This is a genomic window from Pseudoalteromonas sp. Of11M-6 (genome assembly GCF_022347905.1).
Taxonomy (GTDB): Bacteria; Pseudomonadota; Gammaproteobacteria; order Enterobacterales; family Alteromonadaceae; genus Pseudoalteromonas.
Window position 1 is genome coordinate 41,050 of the sequence record NZ_JAKRFW010000011.1, and the last position, 14,263, is coordinate 55,312.

Below are 14,263 nucleotides of genomic sequence, written 5' to 3' on the forward strand. Positions count from 1 at the left end.
ATGAAACACAGTGTACTAGGTAAATTGGTTGGTAATACCGGTGACGCAAACAAACTCACTATGGTTGTAGAAAACTCTTTCTCCGTGCGAAGAGGAGAGTTTGTTCGGATTATGCACCAAGAGCGAAGAGATGAGCTCGATGTCGCTGTACTGGGCAGAGTAAATAAAATTCATCGCTCAAATATGCTCTTTAATTCGGGCTTCGGGGACAGTGTTACCGAGCTAGAACTGCTCCCAGGCGCCAATATGACGGGCGAGAACATGCATGCCACTATCGAGTTGGTGGGATACCGAGACCCAGCAACGAACCAGATCAAAATTCCTCGTCGTCCGCTTGATCCTGGCGCTAAAGTTGAAACCGTTGATTTTAAGTTCTTAAGTAAGTTCTATGAATTTAAGGAAGATAGTAGCCTTCATCTAGGTAACCTTGTTGGTTATGAAAGAGGTGAAAATACGGTACCGGTATACCTTGATGTCAACAAGCTAGTCACCGAACACATGGCCATTTTGGCGATGACCGGTTCTGGTAAGTCTTATACAGTTGGTAGGATTATCGAGCGCTTGGTTGCCTTTAATAATGGTACCGTTGTGGTGTTCGACCCCCATGGAGAATATGGGCGAGCGTTGTCTAAAGGTGAGCTGCAGTTCAGTGATGGCCTTGATTCTGTAGAAGATAGTCGAGACCAAACCGCCTTACCTGAAATAAAGGCAATGATCGAGAAGCTTCAAGCAGCTGATGCGGGTATTCAGGTTTATACACCTCAGGATGATGCCTTCAATCATAAATATGCTGGTAAGAACCATCCATTGGCGTTGCAGTTTGATAACTTTGAAATGGATGATATTTCAGAGATTTTACCTGGGCTAACAGAACCACAGCAACGTGTGCTAGATGTCGCGATTCGCTATTGGCGTAGTGTTGATAAGAGTACCCCACGCGATATTAACCGTTTGCGCTATTTCTTGGGTGATGGCATCGAAGAGCTTCGTGATTGGGATGACTTATCTGAGGCAGAAGCCAAAGCACTCAACGGACGAAGTGCTGCTGTAGCGTCAATGAAGCTTAGCCGTGTTTTGAATGAAGCGAAAAGCTTTTACTCAGCAGCAATGAAAGAGCCGACTGATATTTATCAGATGGTTGGTCGAGCTTCGAACCGCAAAGGGCGATTGGTTGTCGTTGATTTGCAGGGGTTAAGCGATACCGCTAAACAGGTGGTTTGTGGCTTACTATCGAGTGAGATTCTAAGCGCTGCATCCAGTAAGACAGACAAGACACGCCCGTGCTTTTTGGTATACGAAGAAGGGCATAACTTTGCGCCAGCTGGTGGTAATGCTGTCAGTCACCGCATTATTAAAAAGATTGCCGGTGAGGGTCGTAAATTTGGCGTGGGCTTTGGGATAGTTAGTCAACGCCCATCAAAGCTTGATGCCGATGTGACTTCTCAATGTAATACGTTAATAACCATGCGCTTAAAGAACCCTGATGACCAACGATTCATTGCCAAGGCATCAGACATGGTGAGTAAAGCAGACCTTGATGAGCTATCCAGCCTTTCAACGGGTGAAGCCTTGATTTGTGGCCGTTCGATACCAGCTCCTCTATTGGTTAAAGTCGGAACTAAAGCACTAATCCATGGCGGTGAGTCGCCAGATGTACTAAGTGTCTGGGAGCGTTTTGATGGCTGACACGGTATCCAAGATCAAAGCGGAGCTAAATCAAAACGCCTTTATCGATAAAACTTTCCCTGTGCTAACGGGTTGGGGAGTGAAAGATGAGGATGTACTGGTTCATAGCTTAGGGTGTAGTGTTTGGAACACATTGGGGCACCAGCTTGGTTTTATGGCCGTTGTCGAGGCACCTGCACCATCGGGGGCGGGTAATGATATTCGTTCAGATTCTGTATGGTTCTCATACGCGACTCAATCACCAGAAGTAGTCATTGAGTTTGAGCGTTATGATGGTTCAACACCAGACAAGACAAAGCTAATAGCAAAGTTAATGAATCTGTTAGAGGCTTTCCATCGTTGGAATAGGAAGCCTTCATTACTTGTGCTTTCTTTTTGGAGCAAAGAAGTGGTTTCTGCGCCAGATATTAGAGAGTTAAATCAATTGGCAAAATATGGCGCGATGAATAGCAAAGGTGTTTTTATTCCGGGTATCGAGAACGCTCAGCTTTTGATTAATCGTTTCTTTTTTGAAGACTCGGTGAGCCAAAAATTGTTTCTACAATCTGTTAGCTTTTGGGAGGCGCAATGAATCAAGTAGCAGGGCTGTTTTTACCTAAAGCGAATAAACAGCTTGGGGATAAATACTATTTGTTAGAGTGTTTGGGTGATGGGACCCACGGGTGGGTTTATCGAGCTGAACGACTAGCCGATGGGCAAACTGTCGCTATTAAGATTCCAAAACAAAACTCGCAACCAGATCGTGTACTAGCAGAAGGCAAAGAGTTAATAGGGTTAGATCCTCATCCAAACGTGATTCAAGTATTTGAGATGGGGAGAATCCCTTCCGAGAAGCACTTGTACGTGATAGAGATGGAGTACTTTCCAAGTGAAACGTTAGCCCAGAAATTAGAGAATCGTGAGTTTCATTTAAACCGTTCCGAGAAAGCTTTTCCTGGCAACGAGTATGAGTGTGTCGCGGTTAACTCACCAAAATACTATTTCAATGTATTCGAGCAAGTTCTGGATGCTGTTGAATACCTTTCTGAACTGGTACCACCAATCTCACATGGCGATATCAAGCCACACAACATACTTATTGGGCAAAATGATCTGGTTAAATTAACGGATTTTGGTAGCTCAGCGTTGCCGTTAGAGTTCTATGTTAGAACGCGTGAAAATGGCGGCACTGTGCTTTATTCAGCGCCGGAATTTTGTGATTGTGGCTCGCGTAAGGGAAAAGCGGAAGAGTTGCTTTTTGGGGATGTATATAGCCTAGGCGTGCTGTTGTATCAGCTAATGACGGGGCGCTTGCCTCACGATACACAGATCGAGGTGAGAAGCCACGCTCCTTTTGCAAAACCGAGTGAAATCAACTCTGGTGTATGCCCTGAATTAGAAGCTGTGATCTTGAAATGTTTGAACAAGCATCCACAAGATCGTTATGGTTCTATTCAAGCATTGAAAGCGGATTTTCAAGCTTCTAAGCAAAGACAGCTTGCCTTCATTGCACCAAAGAATACCATTAAGACGACTACAACAACTCGAAAAGATTGGTCTAGTGAGGTTACTCAGGCTCTAGAAGATACTGATTACAAAGCTGCAGCTAAGACAGCTCAGCTAGAGTATCAGCGTAGCAAAAATAACTATGCACTGTTCCTTCAATGTCACGCCCTTTACCGTGATGAACGTTGGAATGACTTAGAGCAATTGATAGAAGATAACCACTCTGTCTTTATGAATAGCGGTGATAATGATATTGAATCTGCACGAGTTATTGCTATAAAAGCCATGTTGAAGTGGCGAAACATTGATCTAGCAAAGGACCTTATTGAGATTGCTCGAATCAATGATGCGGACAACTTCAATGTGTCTTTGTGTTACGCATCATTACTTGGTCTAAATGCAAGGTATGAGGAAGCCAAAGCTGAGCTGGAAAAGCTGAATAAGCTGTTCCCTATGCAAAAGAAAATACTAACTCGTTTACTGCAAGTGTGTGAACAGCTCAGAGACTACAACACGTCTGCAGGCTACTTGCGTGCATTACTTAGGTTAGTTAAGTCTGATGAAAAGCTGAACCAGAAGCGCCAGCAGTACGAACGGCTTGGTGTTTGGTAATATTAAAGTTACTATTACTTCTGTTTAAAGAAAAATTTAAATTGACTGTAATAGTTTTTCTTCTATTTTTTAGTTGTTCTTCTTCAGATGTTCTTCAACTTTGAGGGCCGCTTCTGGTGCTCTGGCAGTAACTAACCCAGAGATTGCCGCTGTGCTGAAAGCAGTGTTACCACTGTTCTTCTAAACCGAAATACTTGATTGGAAGCCGCTATATGCGGCTTTTTTGTGCATTCTTCTCGGGGCACACTGGGGACATTCCACGCCCAGATCTACCCCATATTGAACCAATTCCCAAACCATAAATAAACAAAAACCCCATCAAAAACAGTGTTTTGATGGGGTTTCAGTGTCGCTATTTGGTGGAGCTGGGGGGATTTGAACCCCCGTCCGGAAAGCGTCGATTTTCTCACAGCTCTTTTAAAAACAATGATTTATATCAAAAACAATAGCTTGTAATCTAGTGTAAGCTAGTTGAATCTTGTGTTAACTAGTGAATGTGGGCACAATGTGGACACTTTAGCTTCTATGATGGCCTTTAATTAAAGGTCATGTTTATATAAGTGCAGTCGACTTTTTAAGGAATTTATTGTGGCCAAGCCTAGGATATTTATCAGCTCTACATACTATGATCTGAAACATATAAGAAATAGTATACAAGCATTCGTTGAAAACTATGGTTATGAGTCTGTATTATTTGAGGAAGGTGATATTTCTTTTCATCATGACTCTCCTCTTGATGTTTCATGTTACGAAGAGATTAAAAACTGTCATATTCTTGTTCTTATCATAGGTGGTAGATACGGTGCTCCTGCATCTGAAGCAGAAGCAAGTGAAGAGGATATGGGAATAAAGTTCTATAACTCAATAACAAAAAAAGAATATGAAACTGCTAGAAAAAGCGATATACCTATCTATGTTTTTATCGAAAAGAATGTTCACTCTGAATACCATACTTACAAGAAGAATAGGACCAGGTCAGATATAGAATATGCTCATGTAGATAATACAAACATCTTCAAACTTATTGATGATATTTACTCTCAGAAACGGAATAACCTGATAAAGGATTTTGAGAAGTTTGATGATATAGCTAATTGGCTTAGAGACCAGTGGGCAGGTCTATTCGCGGACTTTCTAGCAGAAAAGAGTGCTGATAAAAACTTGGATGACCTTTCTACACAAATATCTGGCTTGCAGGGAATAAGTTCAGTTCTCAAAGAATATACTGAAACTATTATGGAAAAGCTTCAGCCTGAAAATTTTGAGAGCTTAATTGAAAACTCTAATGCTAAGCTTAAGCAGAAGAGAATGGAGCGTATTTTTTCTTCACCCCTGATTAGTTATATTAGGGACATACTTCCAGAAATTGTCGACAACAACAAAATATATGAAGCATTCGAGGATAGTGATTCAGTAGAAAAATTTTTACGGAAATTAGAGTTTGATGAAGATTATATCCTTGATTTTATTGATAAAAGTGACGCTTTACAAGATTATAAACATATAAAAGGCGAAGCTCTAACTTGGTAACACTCTATGTTTATCATTCAATTTTAGGTCCAAACCTAATAGCATCTTCTAAATGACTCGGTGCGAAGTGTGCGTAAACCATCGTTTGCTCTATCTTCGCATGGCCTAGTATCTGTTGTAATACCAATATATTCCCTCCGTTCATCATAAAGTGACTGGCGAACGTGTGCCTTAACACATGGCTACACTGACCAGTTGGTAGAATAATATCTGTGTTGTTTATAGCTCGTTCGAATGCCTTTCGGCAATCTGCAAATAGTGGCCCTGATTTTTTGGGTATCTCATCATAAAGTGCTTGAGTGATTGGCACTGTACGGTTCTTTTTGCCCTTGGTCTTCATAAACATAATTTTGCAGTTACCACCGGAGTGGATCACTTGAGAACCTTTTAGTGAAGATGCTTCACTTATTCGGCATCCAGTAGCTAAGCAAATTTTTGCCACGATATAGACGTGCGGATTTGACGAGCGTTTAAGCTCGTTAAGCACTGTTTGTATTTCATCTTCAGTTAAAAAAGCAAGTTCGGTCTGCTGTAGCCTAAATGGTTTAACATCAGTTAGGGGATTCGGGTAGTTGATTTCACCCACTTCAATTAGCTTGTTGAATACCCCCTTGATAAGTGCCAAGTCATTATTGGCCGTTTTACCTGAAATAGCCTTTTCACCTGTCATTCGGTTACCACGCCAATCAACATACGTTTTTGAGCTGAATGATTGAGCAATTGGGTTACCGAATGCTTCGCACATCATCTCTAATTTATTGAGTGCTTTTTGCGGGTCGGTATAAGTTTGGCCGTGAATTTTGTACCACGTTGCGACGATATCTGATAGCTTTCTGAGATCCGTTTTTTCTTGCTTCCAAGGTTTGTCCTCAGCTTGAGCGACCATGTGGTTTAAATATCTTTGTGCCTCACCTCGGGTAGGAAACACCTTTCGAATCCTTCGGCCATCGCTTCCCCACGGCCTGATGTCTATTTTATACCCACTTGCCACTTTTTTTATAGTCATACATCGAAACTCCATTGACCAAAACTTTACAAAAAATTAATATACCCTGAATCGCAACAAATGGAGGTTACAGCGATGCAATTCCAAAAATCAACAATCCCTTTAAGTTTACTTCAAAAAATATCAGGTGGCCGTGATGGTGGTGCAGTCGTAGTTCCACCGGAAAAAGAGCCTGCAACGGCAAAGGTAACTAAAACTAGCACGGTTAATAGTTAAACGTTTGCCATGTTAGAAGTTAATTTACTCAGTTCATGGTCTCAGGTAGTGGCCATGGACACCTTAGTTTTTTGTTTAATGATCACGGCTGCTTTGTGGGCATTTTTTAAAGATAAGAATTTATCAATTAAGTATGCAGCTGTTTGTTACGCGCTCTCATACTCGGCCAGCTTCTTCATGAGTGAACTTGTACAAGATGGGGGACGATATTTTGCACTTAATGCGTATTATCTTAATTGGCTTATTTATGATGCGTTTACCGTATTTGCAATATTCGTTGTTCATACGATGACTAAAGAACGCCATGCAAGTGAAGTTAAACTCGCTTATCTAATGTCGATAGTCAATATGTCGGCATACTTAGCTATGCACTTTTTAGCATTTGTATATCGTCATCAAACACATTGGTTTTATGATTTTTACACCGTTATTGTAAATACAACAGCAGTTTTAATCTCAACAAACTTCATTCTTAGCTGGTCAAATATCAAGGTTCGTCAATGTATATCGAGCTACCGCTAGCATTGCTCTGTTTTATATTAGTATTTTTGATTTTCTTTTTCGTATTAAAAGAACAAGGCGAGCAAGATATGCCGTTAGGCGAACTTGCCATGTTGTTATTGTCGGAGTACCAAGCTATAAAATTATTACCCATAGAAAAGCGAGTTGAAGCTAAGCGTCTATGGGATATAAAGTTTGACCTCTATCAACAGAGGTTGTTAAAGGAAAATATCGAGCCTGACAGGGCACTAAGGATTGTAAAATGAACTTCATCACAGAATACACTTTAATAGGTTTACTTTTTTTGGCTATGGCTCTCTTTGTTGTATTCGCGGCCAAAAGCTCTAAAAAGGGGAGTACCGAGAACGACGAACCTAAGCAGTCTGATTTTAAATACAAGCAAATATCAGAGTTAATGTCTCCCGCCGAATTGAGTTTTTATCACGTTTTAGTTTCAGTGATTGGAAGTAAGGCGGTTATCTTTTCAAAGGTTAGAGTTGCTGATGTTTTAAAACCAGATGTTAGCGGAGACCGATCACTATGGCAGAAGTCTTTTAATGCTATATCTTCAAAACATTTCGATTATGTTTTATGTGACCCACAAACTTCTAAGGTACTAGCGGCCATTGAGTTAAATGATAAATCGCATAAGCAAAAATCACGACAGGAAAGAGATGCACTGTTAGAAAAAGCTTGTATCAGTGCCAGCTTAAAGCTTTACCAATTTGATGCCAAACGTGCATACAAGATAGATGAGGTAGCAAAAGTGGTGTATCAAGCTTTTTCGACAACAAAGTCTGAGCAGAGTAGTATTGGAAGGGTTTGCTGACTTATTATTTTTAAGCTTGTTAGCCTCTTGGACAATCGCTTTAAGTTGATATCGACTCAGAAGACCTATTCACTTTTCATAATCAAATAAAATAGTATAATGATTGAGCGTTGGTTGTGATTTAACCAACGTCTGATAGGGCAGTTTCCCTTTAAAAGGTAAAATTATGGCAAAGACAAAAGCCAATAAGAAAAAAGTATATGTTAAATCACATACTAAAAAGCAGAACGGAAAGACGATCAAAGTGCCTACACACTATAGATCGACTCCCGATTAAAGCTTCATTTCTGCATTGAAATGTAATCGCCCATCAAAGTTGCCGCTTCGATGGGCTCTCGAATTATATATATATTAATATATAACGCAAATCGTAATCTTCGTTCACTTAAAGCTAGCTAAGTTTATTTAGCTTCTCTGGCATTACCTAGAGTGATTCTATCTTTACTTTCGATAGTTACCAAATTTTCAATTCTCTTAAGTATAAGTACAGATGTCGCTTTTAGTTGCTCTACACTTATTTCATCCAAAATTCCAAGTTCCTTAGACTCGTAAAGTCCCTCTTGAATTTCCTCCAGCACTGAAGCTTTATCTAGTGTAGTACCTTTAGAGTCGAACAGTAACCAATCCATTGAAATTTCAAAATCAATACACGCTTGCCTGCACTCTACTAGCGGAATTGCATCATTTTTCTTAGCTTGTGCAGCCCAACTTGAGTTTTTCCCTAATTTTCGTGACAGCTCAGTTAGAGTTTTCGAATCATATAAAACCCTTAGTTTTTCAAGCACTTCGATAGTTGTGTTTATTTTCATATGTAAAAAATCCACGCAAGTATAGAAAATATCTATTGACATAGAAAATTTCTATATCTAAGCTTCGTTTCGTTAGTTTCAGACAGACAAAGACGAATATAACATGAGTAACCAATTAATTTTATCTCTCGCATCGCCTATTTTGACGTATGACGAATACGCTAGGCTGCAAGGTCAAAAGGTCAAGGATGTGGTTAATGCTGTAGCAAATGGACGCTTACCCACATACACCCCGCCGTGCGCACCTCACGAGAATCCTGCTCGTGTCAAAAAATATATCAACATGGTTGCATTATATGCAGAGGCAGCCAAAGCCGCGAATTTAGAATTTCAAGTTCAAGGGTAGGGCTAGCCATGCTTAACGAACGCCAATTGACGATTTTTGAAAAAACATTCCCTGCACAATCAGCGGTAAATGCCGTTGCTGATATCAGACCTGATACCAGTGCTGCGGCTATCCTTGCTCGCGCTAAATTGCCGAACAAAGAGCGTTTGGCGGAATCAAAACTCGATAGTCACCAATTGCGTTCTGATATCCTACATACCCATAGCAACTTAGCGGTCATGCTTGCTAATGGTTATTTGGTTACCGAAAAATTCTTTGGTTACGCTGAAGCACGCAAACGCTTATTAGAGGCCGATAGGGTACTTACTTTAGGTGGTATTAATCTTAGTGTCTCTGATGATGAGCTTTGCGAAATCGCAGAAGACAAGGCACGTTTATTCGAATTGCGCTTGAAGTGCAGTGAACCGACTTACAAGCTCTATAAAAAACTATGCGCTGACTTTCGAGTGTACTGCATTGAACCACCTACATTTGATGATGACTACTTTACGTTATCACCTGCTGAGCGCTCAAAGCTTTCTCCTGCCTATCGTCAAAGTGTTATGAACCTATTGAAAGGTGCGCTAAATCGCATGGCTTGCCCGCTTTGGTGGCGTCGTCGTTTACGTACCAAACAAGCATTGGTTATCGAGCAACTAGCCCGTGATATGCGTACCGTACATAAGAAGTCATCGCCTTATGTCAGCGAATTTACGATTCGCAGCAAGCGCGAACGCAACGCCAAATCAGACGCAATCATGAATGATTTGTATGTTGTGCCAAATGATGCCAGCCCCTTTGATGAATTTGAATCACTGAAAGACGTTGCTGCTAAAAGTTCAACGTCTGGTAAACAGCTAGCCGCTGAACTCATGGTGCGCATTCGTGGCTTTGAAGAGTGTTCAAAGACACTCGGCCACCGTGGAGAGTTTTATACCATCACCGCGCCAAGTCGTTTTCACTCGGTACACGCAAGCGGCATTCCTAACCGCAAATACAACGGCTCAACACCGAACGATGCACAGGACTATTTCAATGACCTATGGAAACGTGCAAGGGCATTGTTCGCAAAATCAGATATTCGCCCTTATGGTTTCCGTGTGGTAGAGCCTCATCATGACGGCTGTCCACACTGGCACATGCTGCTATTTATGGAAAAAGGCCAAGCGATTAAGGCTAGAAAAATCCTTAAAGCCTTGGCACTTGAAGACACACCGAGTGAAGTCCGTACATCATCAACCCGTTTTAAGGCAATCAGCATCGACCCGAAAAAGGGCAGTGCTGCGGGGTATATCGCCAAATACATCACCAAAGCTGTTAACGGTGAACACATCAATCAAGTGACTTGCTCTGAAGCGGGAAAAATCTCAATCGCTCCCGCTGATGCCGCCGAACGCGCATCCACATGGGCGAGTACTTTTAATATCAGACGTTTTCAGCAAATCGGTGGCCCAAGTGTGACCACATGGCGCGAACTTAGACGCCTTGGCATGGGTGAAAGCGGCAAATGTGAGGTTGCAAACTCTATGAACACAAACTTAGACACGGTTTCCCGTTACGCCCTTGAGAAAGTAAGAGCTGCGGCCGACGCTTCCGATTGGGCGGCTTTTTGTCTTGCGATGGGTGGTGTGCAGGTTAAACGTAAAGACCAAGCGGTACGCATTCACTATCAAATCCCTGACATCGTTGACCAAATCACAGGGGAAATCAGCCGCAGTGAATCTAATAGCCCGTACTTCACCACCAAATATGGCGATATGCCAGCCAAACGTATTTTAGGCGTTGCATGGGATTCGGTTGTGGTTATTACCCGTCGCGGTACGAACCAAGTCTTGACTGAAAAAGACATTCAATCGCAGCGCAAGATAATGCTCGGAGTATCTGAATCTATCCAGAACTGGGTAGATGATGGCCGCTTTGAACAACCAAGCGTTGAAGAAATGCAGTTCTTAGAATCCTGCGCAATCGAAGACTATCAGAACATGTGTTTGTTTATGGATTACGAGGCACTTTCTGTAGTCGGTAGCGACGAAGTCGCCTTGGACTTGTGTCATTAACTGTAACCCTAAGGAATTCACATGCAACACAGCAAATTAAACGACCTACTACGGTCACAACATCAACTTATTGAAGACTATTCAAAGGAGCAATAACCATGGCCAGTATTGAAGGTGCAATCACAGACTTACAACGTGTTAACCGTACGGACGACAAAGGCGCGCCACTGCCTGAAACCGCTGAATTTAAATTTCACACCAAAAGCCCCGCGAGCATTTGGACGGTAAAGGTCACGAATGACCAAATGGCTAACGGCACATTCTCGCAGCTAGAAAAACTCCAATCCGACCCGAACGGGTGGGGCTTAAAACCTGTACTACTGAACCTTGAATATTACGAGGGCGCAAACGTAGCACGCCAAATGGAATGGAAAGGCTTCCGCTTGAACTCCATTGCAACACAGCAAGCGAAGTAAGGGGGAAATCATGGCTACTTGCGTACAGCTCGAATATGGCGAACTCAAACCAACGCCACAATCCATAGACGATTGCACGGGCTTTGTACTGCTTGAGCCTAACGAATATCAACAGTTCTTGCTTGGTTCAAGTCTCTTTGACCCAAGCGCAATTACCCAAGCTGATGCACAGATGCTTTTCATGGCTGGCTTCAGTTTGGTCATTCTTTGTTACTTAGTCTCTTGGGGCTATGGAACAGTAATCAACTGGTTTCGGCCAGAACACGACAAACCATAAAACACACACTTTAAGGAGAACATTATGGACTTTTCAGGTATCACAGGCGCAGTTGACTCAGCAACAATCGTGGCGGCAATCACTGCAATTGCAGCAGTTAAAATCGCACCGGGCGTTGCTAAGTGGGGTTACAACAAGGTAATCGGCTGGTTCCGCTAACCAACACGCCAAGTCTACAAAGCCCCTCATTTCGCGGGGCTTTTTTGATCTAAACACAGAGGGTTTACAAATGATATGGGGATTATGGTATGCGTCACTGGGTATCGCCTGCGCGGTTGCAGTCATTCGCGGCTTCGAATCTGAATAGGTTCGCACGGTCATTGTGGCGGTTAGCATGCTACATGCTGCGCCATCCATTAAAAACAGCATGGTTTATCGTTCGCCTGTGGTTGGTGTTGCTGTTAGGTTCAATTTGCGCGTTTGGGGTAATGGCCGCAACGGATTTAGCGACTCAATATGACGTCGGTGACCCGAGACGTCCGAAAGTTGAAACTATCAGCGAGTATCAGTGTGACACATCGTCAACATCCATTTCAGAGGGAGAAACCGCAGGAGAAGCATGTCGTGGTGTTTGGAGTAGTCAGGCTGAGGCATATGGCGCCAGTCGTTGCCATTTTAACTATGAATGGGTTAGTGACAATGAAGTAAGGGGCGTTCAGGGTGTTGAAAACTGGAAGGGAGACTGCGAACTTCGCGAGTATAGCCAACGCTTTAGTGCAAACCACGTTAGAACCATTGAGGATAGCGTATCCTGTCCGTCTGACAGCTCGCCAAGGCATACCGCAAAATTGCGTATTAGCATACGCGATGGTATTTGGGTACGTGATGGTGAAGCCGACGAAATGTGCTACCGCCGATTGCAACCGAATGAAGTCCCTGAAGAACCTAAAAAGTGTAGTGATTTAGTTTCTAATGATGCGGGTTTTTACTCGGTTACTACGCCCAATGATAAGTATCCTGATAGCTCAAAATTACGCTGTGTTGAGAACGGGCGTAAACCTGACGGCTCAATGGCCTATTGTGAAGTGACTGCTAATGTGTGGATTAACGAGCATCAAACTGATTCACACACGATGTGGTCTCCAGTTAATGGGACGACATTTACAGGTGCGAGCTGCGGCAACGCATCCAGCCCGAATCCAGAGCCTGAATATGAGGATAAATTTTGCACCGCAACAAGGGACGGCGATATATTCAAAGTGGATTGCCCAGATAGCGCTATCGCAATCAACTGGAATCAGGTTCGCATGCTCGCCGAATCCAGCGCGCTCGATAATCAGCGCATCTCAGCTATCGAAGCCTCGTTTATATCGCAAACCAAACTCAATGAATTAATCCAGTCAGGCACGTTAAAAGGCGACCAAGGCGAAAAGGGCGAGAAAGGGGAAAAGGGTGACCAAGGCGAACGCGGTATAAAGGGCGAACGTGGCCAAGATGGTGTTGACGGTGTTGACGGCGTAGATGGTGAAAAAGGCGAGAAAGGCGAAAAGGGTGAAAAAGGGGAATCAGGAACGGACGGCCTAAAAGGTGAAAAAGGTGATAAGGGTGATAAAGGCGAAAAAGGGGAGTCGGGCGCTGATGGTGTCGATGGTGAGAACGGCAAAGACTGCTCTGTTATTGCCACGCCTGATGGGGCGAGTATCGTTTGTGCTGAGACCTCAGCAACATTAGAAAATGGCAAATCATGCACTACGGTTGCAGGTGCTGAAAAAGGCGACGCAAAAATCATCTGTGAGGATGGCACTGAAACCGATATCAATGGTGTTGATGAGGACGGCATTATTGCTGCTATTGGTGAGACTAACAAAGAGCTGAAAAAACAGACCGATTTATTAACCAAAATGGCCGAGTATGACGGTGAAAAACCAGCGCTAGATTTAGAAACAAAACCCGATGCATGGACTGAAATCGCGGAATTTGATTGGGAAGAAGAAAACTTCGGAACGGTACTTGAAGAACACGTCACCGAAATGAAAAAAGAGCCGATTTTCGAGGCCGTCAACGGGTTTTTCCAAACCTCATTTGGTGGCTCATGTCCTACATGGTCAACTAACGTTCGAGTCTTAGACGCATCTTTCGAGGTATCAATTGACCAATTTTGTAGTCCTGTGGTTCAGGATATTTTACCGCTCATTCGAGCAATTCTAATGCTGTGCGCAGCGTTCTTTGCATGGAGGATAGCAATTGAATGATTTTATAGATTGGCTAATCGCCACATGGCAAGCACTGGTCGAGTGGTTTTATGGTGTCTGCCTCTTTGTAATTAATGCCCTAATGTGGCTGTCATTACAGGTATTTTCATTGATATTAGAGGGATTCAGGCATGTGTTTTCGATGATAGAGCCCCCTGATTTTATCCAAGGTGGGATTAGTGGCTTTTCTAGCGCTATCCCTAATGATGTCGCGTATTTGCTCGGGGTAACGGGGTTTGCTGATGCACTGGCGATTATTGGTCTTGGGTATACATTCCGACTCACCCGAAAATTATTAACACTATTCCAGTGGTAAGGACAC

Annotated in this window: 17 protein-coding genes; 15 read left to right on the forward strand and 2 right to left on the reverse strand. The window is 42.8% G+C overall.

Features of this window, described 5'->3' with window-relative positions; translation table 11 throughout:
* From MHN32_RS07540 to MHN32_RS07555, 4 genes are all read left to right on the forward strand, one after another.
* Positions 1-1,686, forward strand: coding sequence for an ATP-binding protein (locus tag MHN32_RS07540; protein ID WP_239421419.1), 1,686 nt, complete (start codon positions 1-3; stop codon positions 1,684-1,686).
* Positions 1,679-2,257, forward strand: a complete 579-nt coding sequence (locus MHN32_RS07545; protein WP_239421420.1) for a hypothetical protein — start codon at positions 1,679-1,681, stop codon at positions 2,255-2,257. Before MHN32_RS07540 ends, MHN32_RS07545 begins: the two co-directional genes overlap by 8 nt.
* Positions 2,254-3,783 (forward strand): serine/threonine-protein kinase, encoded by a 1,530-nt coding sequence (locus MHN32_RS07550; RefSeq protein ID WP_239421421.1) that lies wholly within the window; start codon positions 2,254-2,256, stop codon positions 3,781-3,783. The genes MHN32_RS07545 and MHN32_RS07550 overlap by 4 nt, the downstream gene beginning before the upstream one ends.
* 588 nt (positions 3,784-4,371) lie before the next feature.
* The gene (locus MHN32_RS07555; protein ID WP_239421422.1) at positions 4,372-5,313 is read left to right on the forward strand and encodes a DUF4062 domain-containing protein; all 942 of its coding nucleotides are present in this window, start codon (positions 4,372-4,374) and stop codon (positions 5,311-5,313) included.
* Positions 5,314-5,326: 13 nt separating this feature from the next.
* On the opposite strand, the gene MHN32_RS07560 is transcribed toward MHN32_RS07555, so the two are convergent.
* A complete protein-coding gene (locus MHN32_RS07560) occupies positions 5,327-6,319 on the reverse strand; it encodes a tyrosine-type recombinase/integrase (protein ID WP_239421423.1) in 993 nt (330 codons plus the stop codon).
* Between the two features lie 75 nt (positions 6,320-6,394).
* On the opposite strand from MHN32_RS07560, the gene MHN32_RS07565 reads away from it, so the two are divergent.
* From MHN32_RS07565 to MHN32_RS07580, 4 genes are read left to right on the forward strand one after another with little or no spacing between them, the layout of a single operon-like run.
* Positions 6,395-6,535: a hypothetical protein gene (locus MHN32_RS07565; RefSeq protein WP_239421424.1), complete on the forward strand. Its 141-nt coding sequence runs from the start codon at positions 6,395-6,397 to the stop codon at positions 6,533-6,535.
* 54 nt (positions 6,536-6,589) lie between these two features.
* Positions 6,590-7,057, forward strand: a complete 468-nt coding sequence (locus tag MHN32_RS07570; protein ID WP_239421425.1) for a hypothetical protein — start codon at positions 6,590-6,592, stop codon at positions 7,055-7,057.
* Positions 7,036-7,302 (forward strand): hypothetical protein, encoded by a 267-nt coding sequence (locus MHN32_RS07575; RefSeq protein ID WP_239421426.1) that lies wholly within the window; start codon positions 7,036-7,038, stop codon positions 7,300-7,302. The genes MHN32_RS07570 and MHN32_RS07575 overlap by 22 nt, the downstream gene beginning before the upstream one ends.
* Entirely contained in the window at positions 7,299-7,865 is a 567-nt protein-coding gene (locus MHN32_RS07580; protein ID WP_239421427.1) for a DUF2726 domain-containing protein, read from the forward strand. Before MHN32_RS07575 ends, MHN32_RS07580 begins: the two co-directional genes overlap by 4 nt.
* A gap of 401 nt (positions 7,866-8,266) precedes the next feature.
* Here the strand turns inward: MHN32_RS07580 and MHN32_RS07585 are convergent, their stop codons facing one another.
* On the reverse strand, positions 8,267-8,716 hold the full coding sequence (locus tag MHN32_RS07585) for a hypothetical protein (RefSeq protein WP_239421428.1): 450 nt from the start codon (positions 8,714-8,716) through the stop codon (positions 8,267-8,269).
* 61 nt (positions 8,717-8,777) lie between these two features.
* Between MHN32_RS07585 and MHN32_RS07590 the strand changes: the two genes are divergently transcribed.
* The 7 genes from MHN32_RS07590 to MHN32_RS07615 all read left to right on the forward strand — a co-directional run bounded on the left by MHN32_RS07590 (position 8,778) and on the right by MHN32_RS07615 (position 14,257).
* Positions 8,778-9,020 (forward strand): DNA-binding protein, encoded by a 243-nt coding sequence (locus tag MHN32_RS07590; RefSeq protein ID WP_239421429.1) that lies wholly within the window; start codon positions 8,778-8,780, stop codon positions 9,018-9,020.
* Between the two features lie 8 nt (positions 9,021-9,028).
* The gene (locus MHN32_RS07595) at positions 9,029-11,056 is read left to right on the forward strand and encodes a replication endonuclease (protein ID WP_239421430.1); all 2,028 of its coding nucleotides are present in this window, start codon (positions 9,029-9,031) and stop codon (positions 11,054-11,056) included.
* 98 nt (positions 11,057-11,154) lie between these two features.
* Positions 11,155-11,472: a hypothetical protein gene (locus tag MHN32_RS07600; RefSeq protein ID WP_010377253.1), complete on the forward strand. Its 318-nt coding sequence runs from the start codon at positions 11,155-11,157 to the stop codon at positions 11,470-11,472.
* A gap of 10 nt (positions 11,473-11,482) precedes the next feature.
* Positions 11,483-11,749: a hypothetical protein gene (locus tag MHN32_RS07605; RefSeq protein WP_239421431.1), complete on the forward strand. Its 267-nt coding sequence runs from the start codon at positions 11,483-11,485 to the stop codon at positions 11,747-11,749.
* A gap of 24 nt (positions 11,750-11,773) precedes the next feature.
* Positions 11,774-11,908: a hypothetical protein gene (locus MHN32_RS23725; RefSeq protein WP_275440285.1), complete on the forward strand. Its 135-nt coding sequence runs from the start codon at positions 11,774-11,776 to the stop codon at positions 11,906-11,908.
* Between the two features lie 89 nt (positions 11,909-11,997).
* Complete coding sequence (locus MHN32_RS07610) at positions 11,998-13,941, forward strand: collagen-like protein (RefSeq protein WP_239421432.1); 1,944 nt, start codon at positions 11,998-12,000, stop codon at positions 13,939-13,941.
* Positions 13,934-14,257 (forward strand): hypothetical protein, encoded by a 324-nt coding sequence (locus tag MHN32_RS07615; RefSeq protein WP_239421433.1) that lies wholly within the window; start codon positions 13,934-13,936, stop codon positions 14,255-14,257. The genes MHN32_RS07610 and MHN32_RS07615 overlap by 8 nt, the downstream gene beginning before the upstream one ends.
* Positions 14,258-14,263: the final 6 nt, after the last annotated feature.

What these genes read in the sequence shown, in the direction of transcription:
- MHN32_RS07580 (WP_239421427.1), top strand. Translation starts at nt 7,299, where the DNA reads ATGAACTTCATCACAGAATACACTTTAATAGGTTTACTTTTTTTGGCT.
- MHN32_RS07595 (WP_239421430.1), top strand. Translation starts at nt 9,029, where the DNA reads ATGCTTAACGAACGCCAATTGACGATTTTTGAAAAAACATTCCCTGCA.
- MHN32_RS07545 (WP_239421420.1), top strand. Translation starts at nt 1,679, where the DNA reads ATGGCTGACACGGTATCCAAGATCAAAGCGGAGCTAAATCAAAACGCC.
- MHN32_RS23725 (WP_275440285.1), top strand. Translation starts at nt 11,774, where the DNA reads ATGGACTTTTCAGGTATCACAGGCGCAGTTGACTCAGCAACAATCGTG.
- MHN32_RS07560 (WP_239421423.1), bottom strand. Translation starts at nt 6,319, where the DNA reads ATGACTATAAAAAAAGTGGCAAGTGGGTATAAAATAGACATCAGGCCG.
- MHN32_RS07565 (WP_239421424.1), top strand. Translation starts at nt 6,395, where the DNA reads ATGCAATTCCAAAAATCAACAATCCCTTTAAGTTTACTTCAAAAAATA.
- MHN32_RS07590 (WP_239421429.1), top strand. Translation starts at nt 8,778, where the DNA reads ATGAGTAACCAATTAATTTTATCTCTCGCATCGCCTATTTTGACGTAT.
- MHN32_RS07550 (WP_239421421.1), top strand. Translation starts at nt 2,254, where the DNA reads ATGAATCAAGTAGCAGGGCTGTTTTTACCTAAAGCGAATAAACAGCTT.
- MHN32_RS07600 (WP_010377253.1), top strand. Translation starts at nt 11,155, where the DNA reads ATGGCCAGTATTGAAGGTGCAATCACAGACTTACAACGTGTTAACCGT.
- MHN32_RS07605 (WP_239421431.1), top strand. Translation starts at nt 11,483, where the DNA reads ATGGCTACTTGCGTACAGCTCGAATATGGCGAACTCAAACCAACGCCA.
- MHN32_RS07610 (WP_239421432.1), top strand. Translation starts at nt 11,998, where the DNA reads ATGCGTCACTGGGTATCGCCTGCGCGGTTGCAGTCATTCGCGGCTTCG.
- MHN32_RS07575 (WP_239421426.1), top strand. Translation starts at nt 7,036, where the DNA reads ATGTATATCGAGCTACCGCTAGCATTGCTCTGTTTTATATTAGTATTT.
- MHN32_RS07540 (WP_239421419.1), top strand. Translation starts at nt 1, where the DNA reads ATGAAACACAGTGTACTAGGTAAATTGGTTGGTAATACCGGTGACGCA.
- MHN32_RS07570 (WP_239421425.1), top strand. Translation starts at nt 6,590, where the DNA reads ATGGACACCTTAGTTTTTTGTTTAATGATCACGGCTGCTTTGTGGGCA.
- MHN32_RS07585 (WP_239421428.1), bottom strand. Translation starts at nt 8,716, where the DNA reads ATGTCAATAGATATTTTCTATACTTGCGTGGATTTTTTACATATGAAA.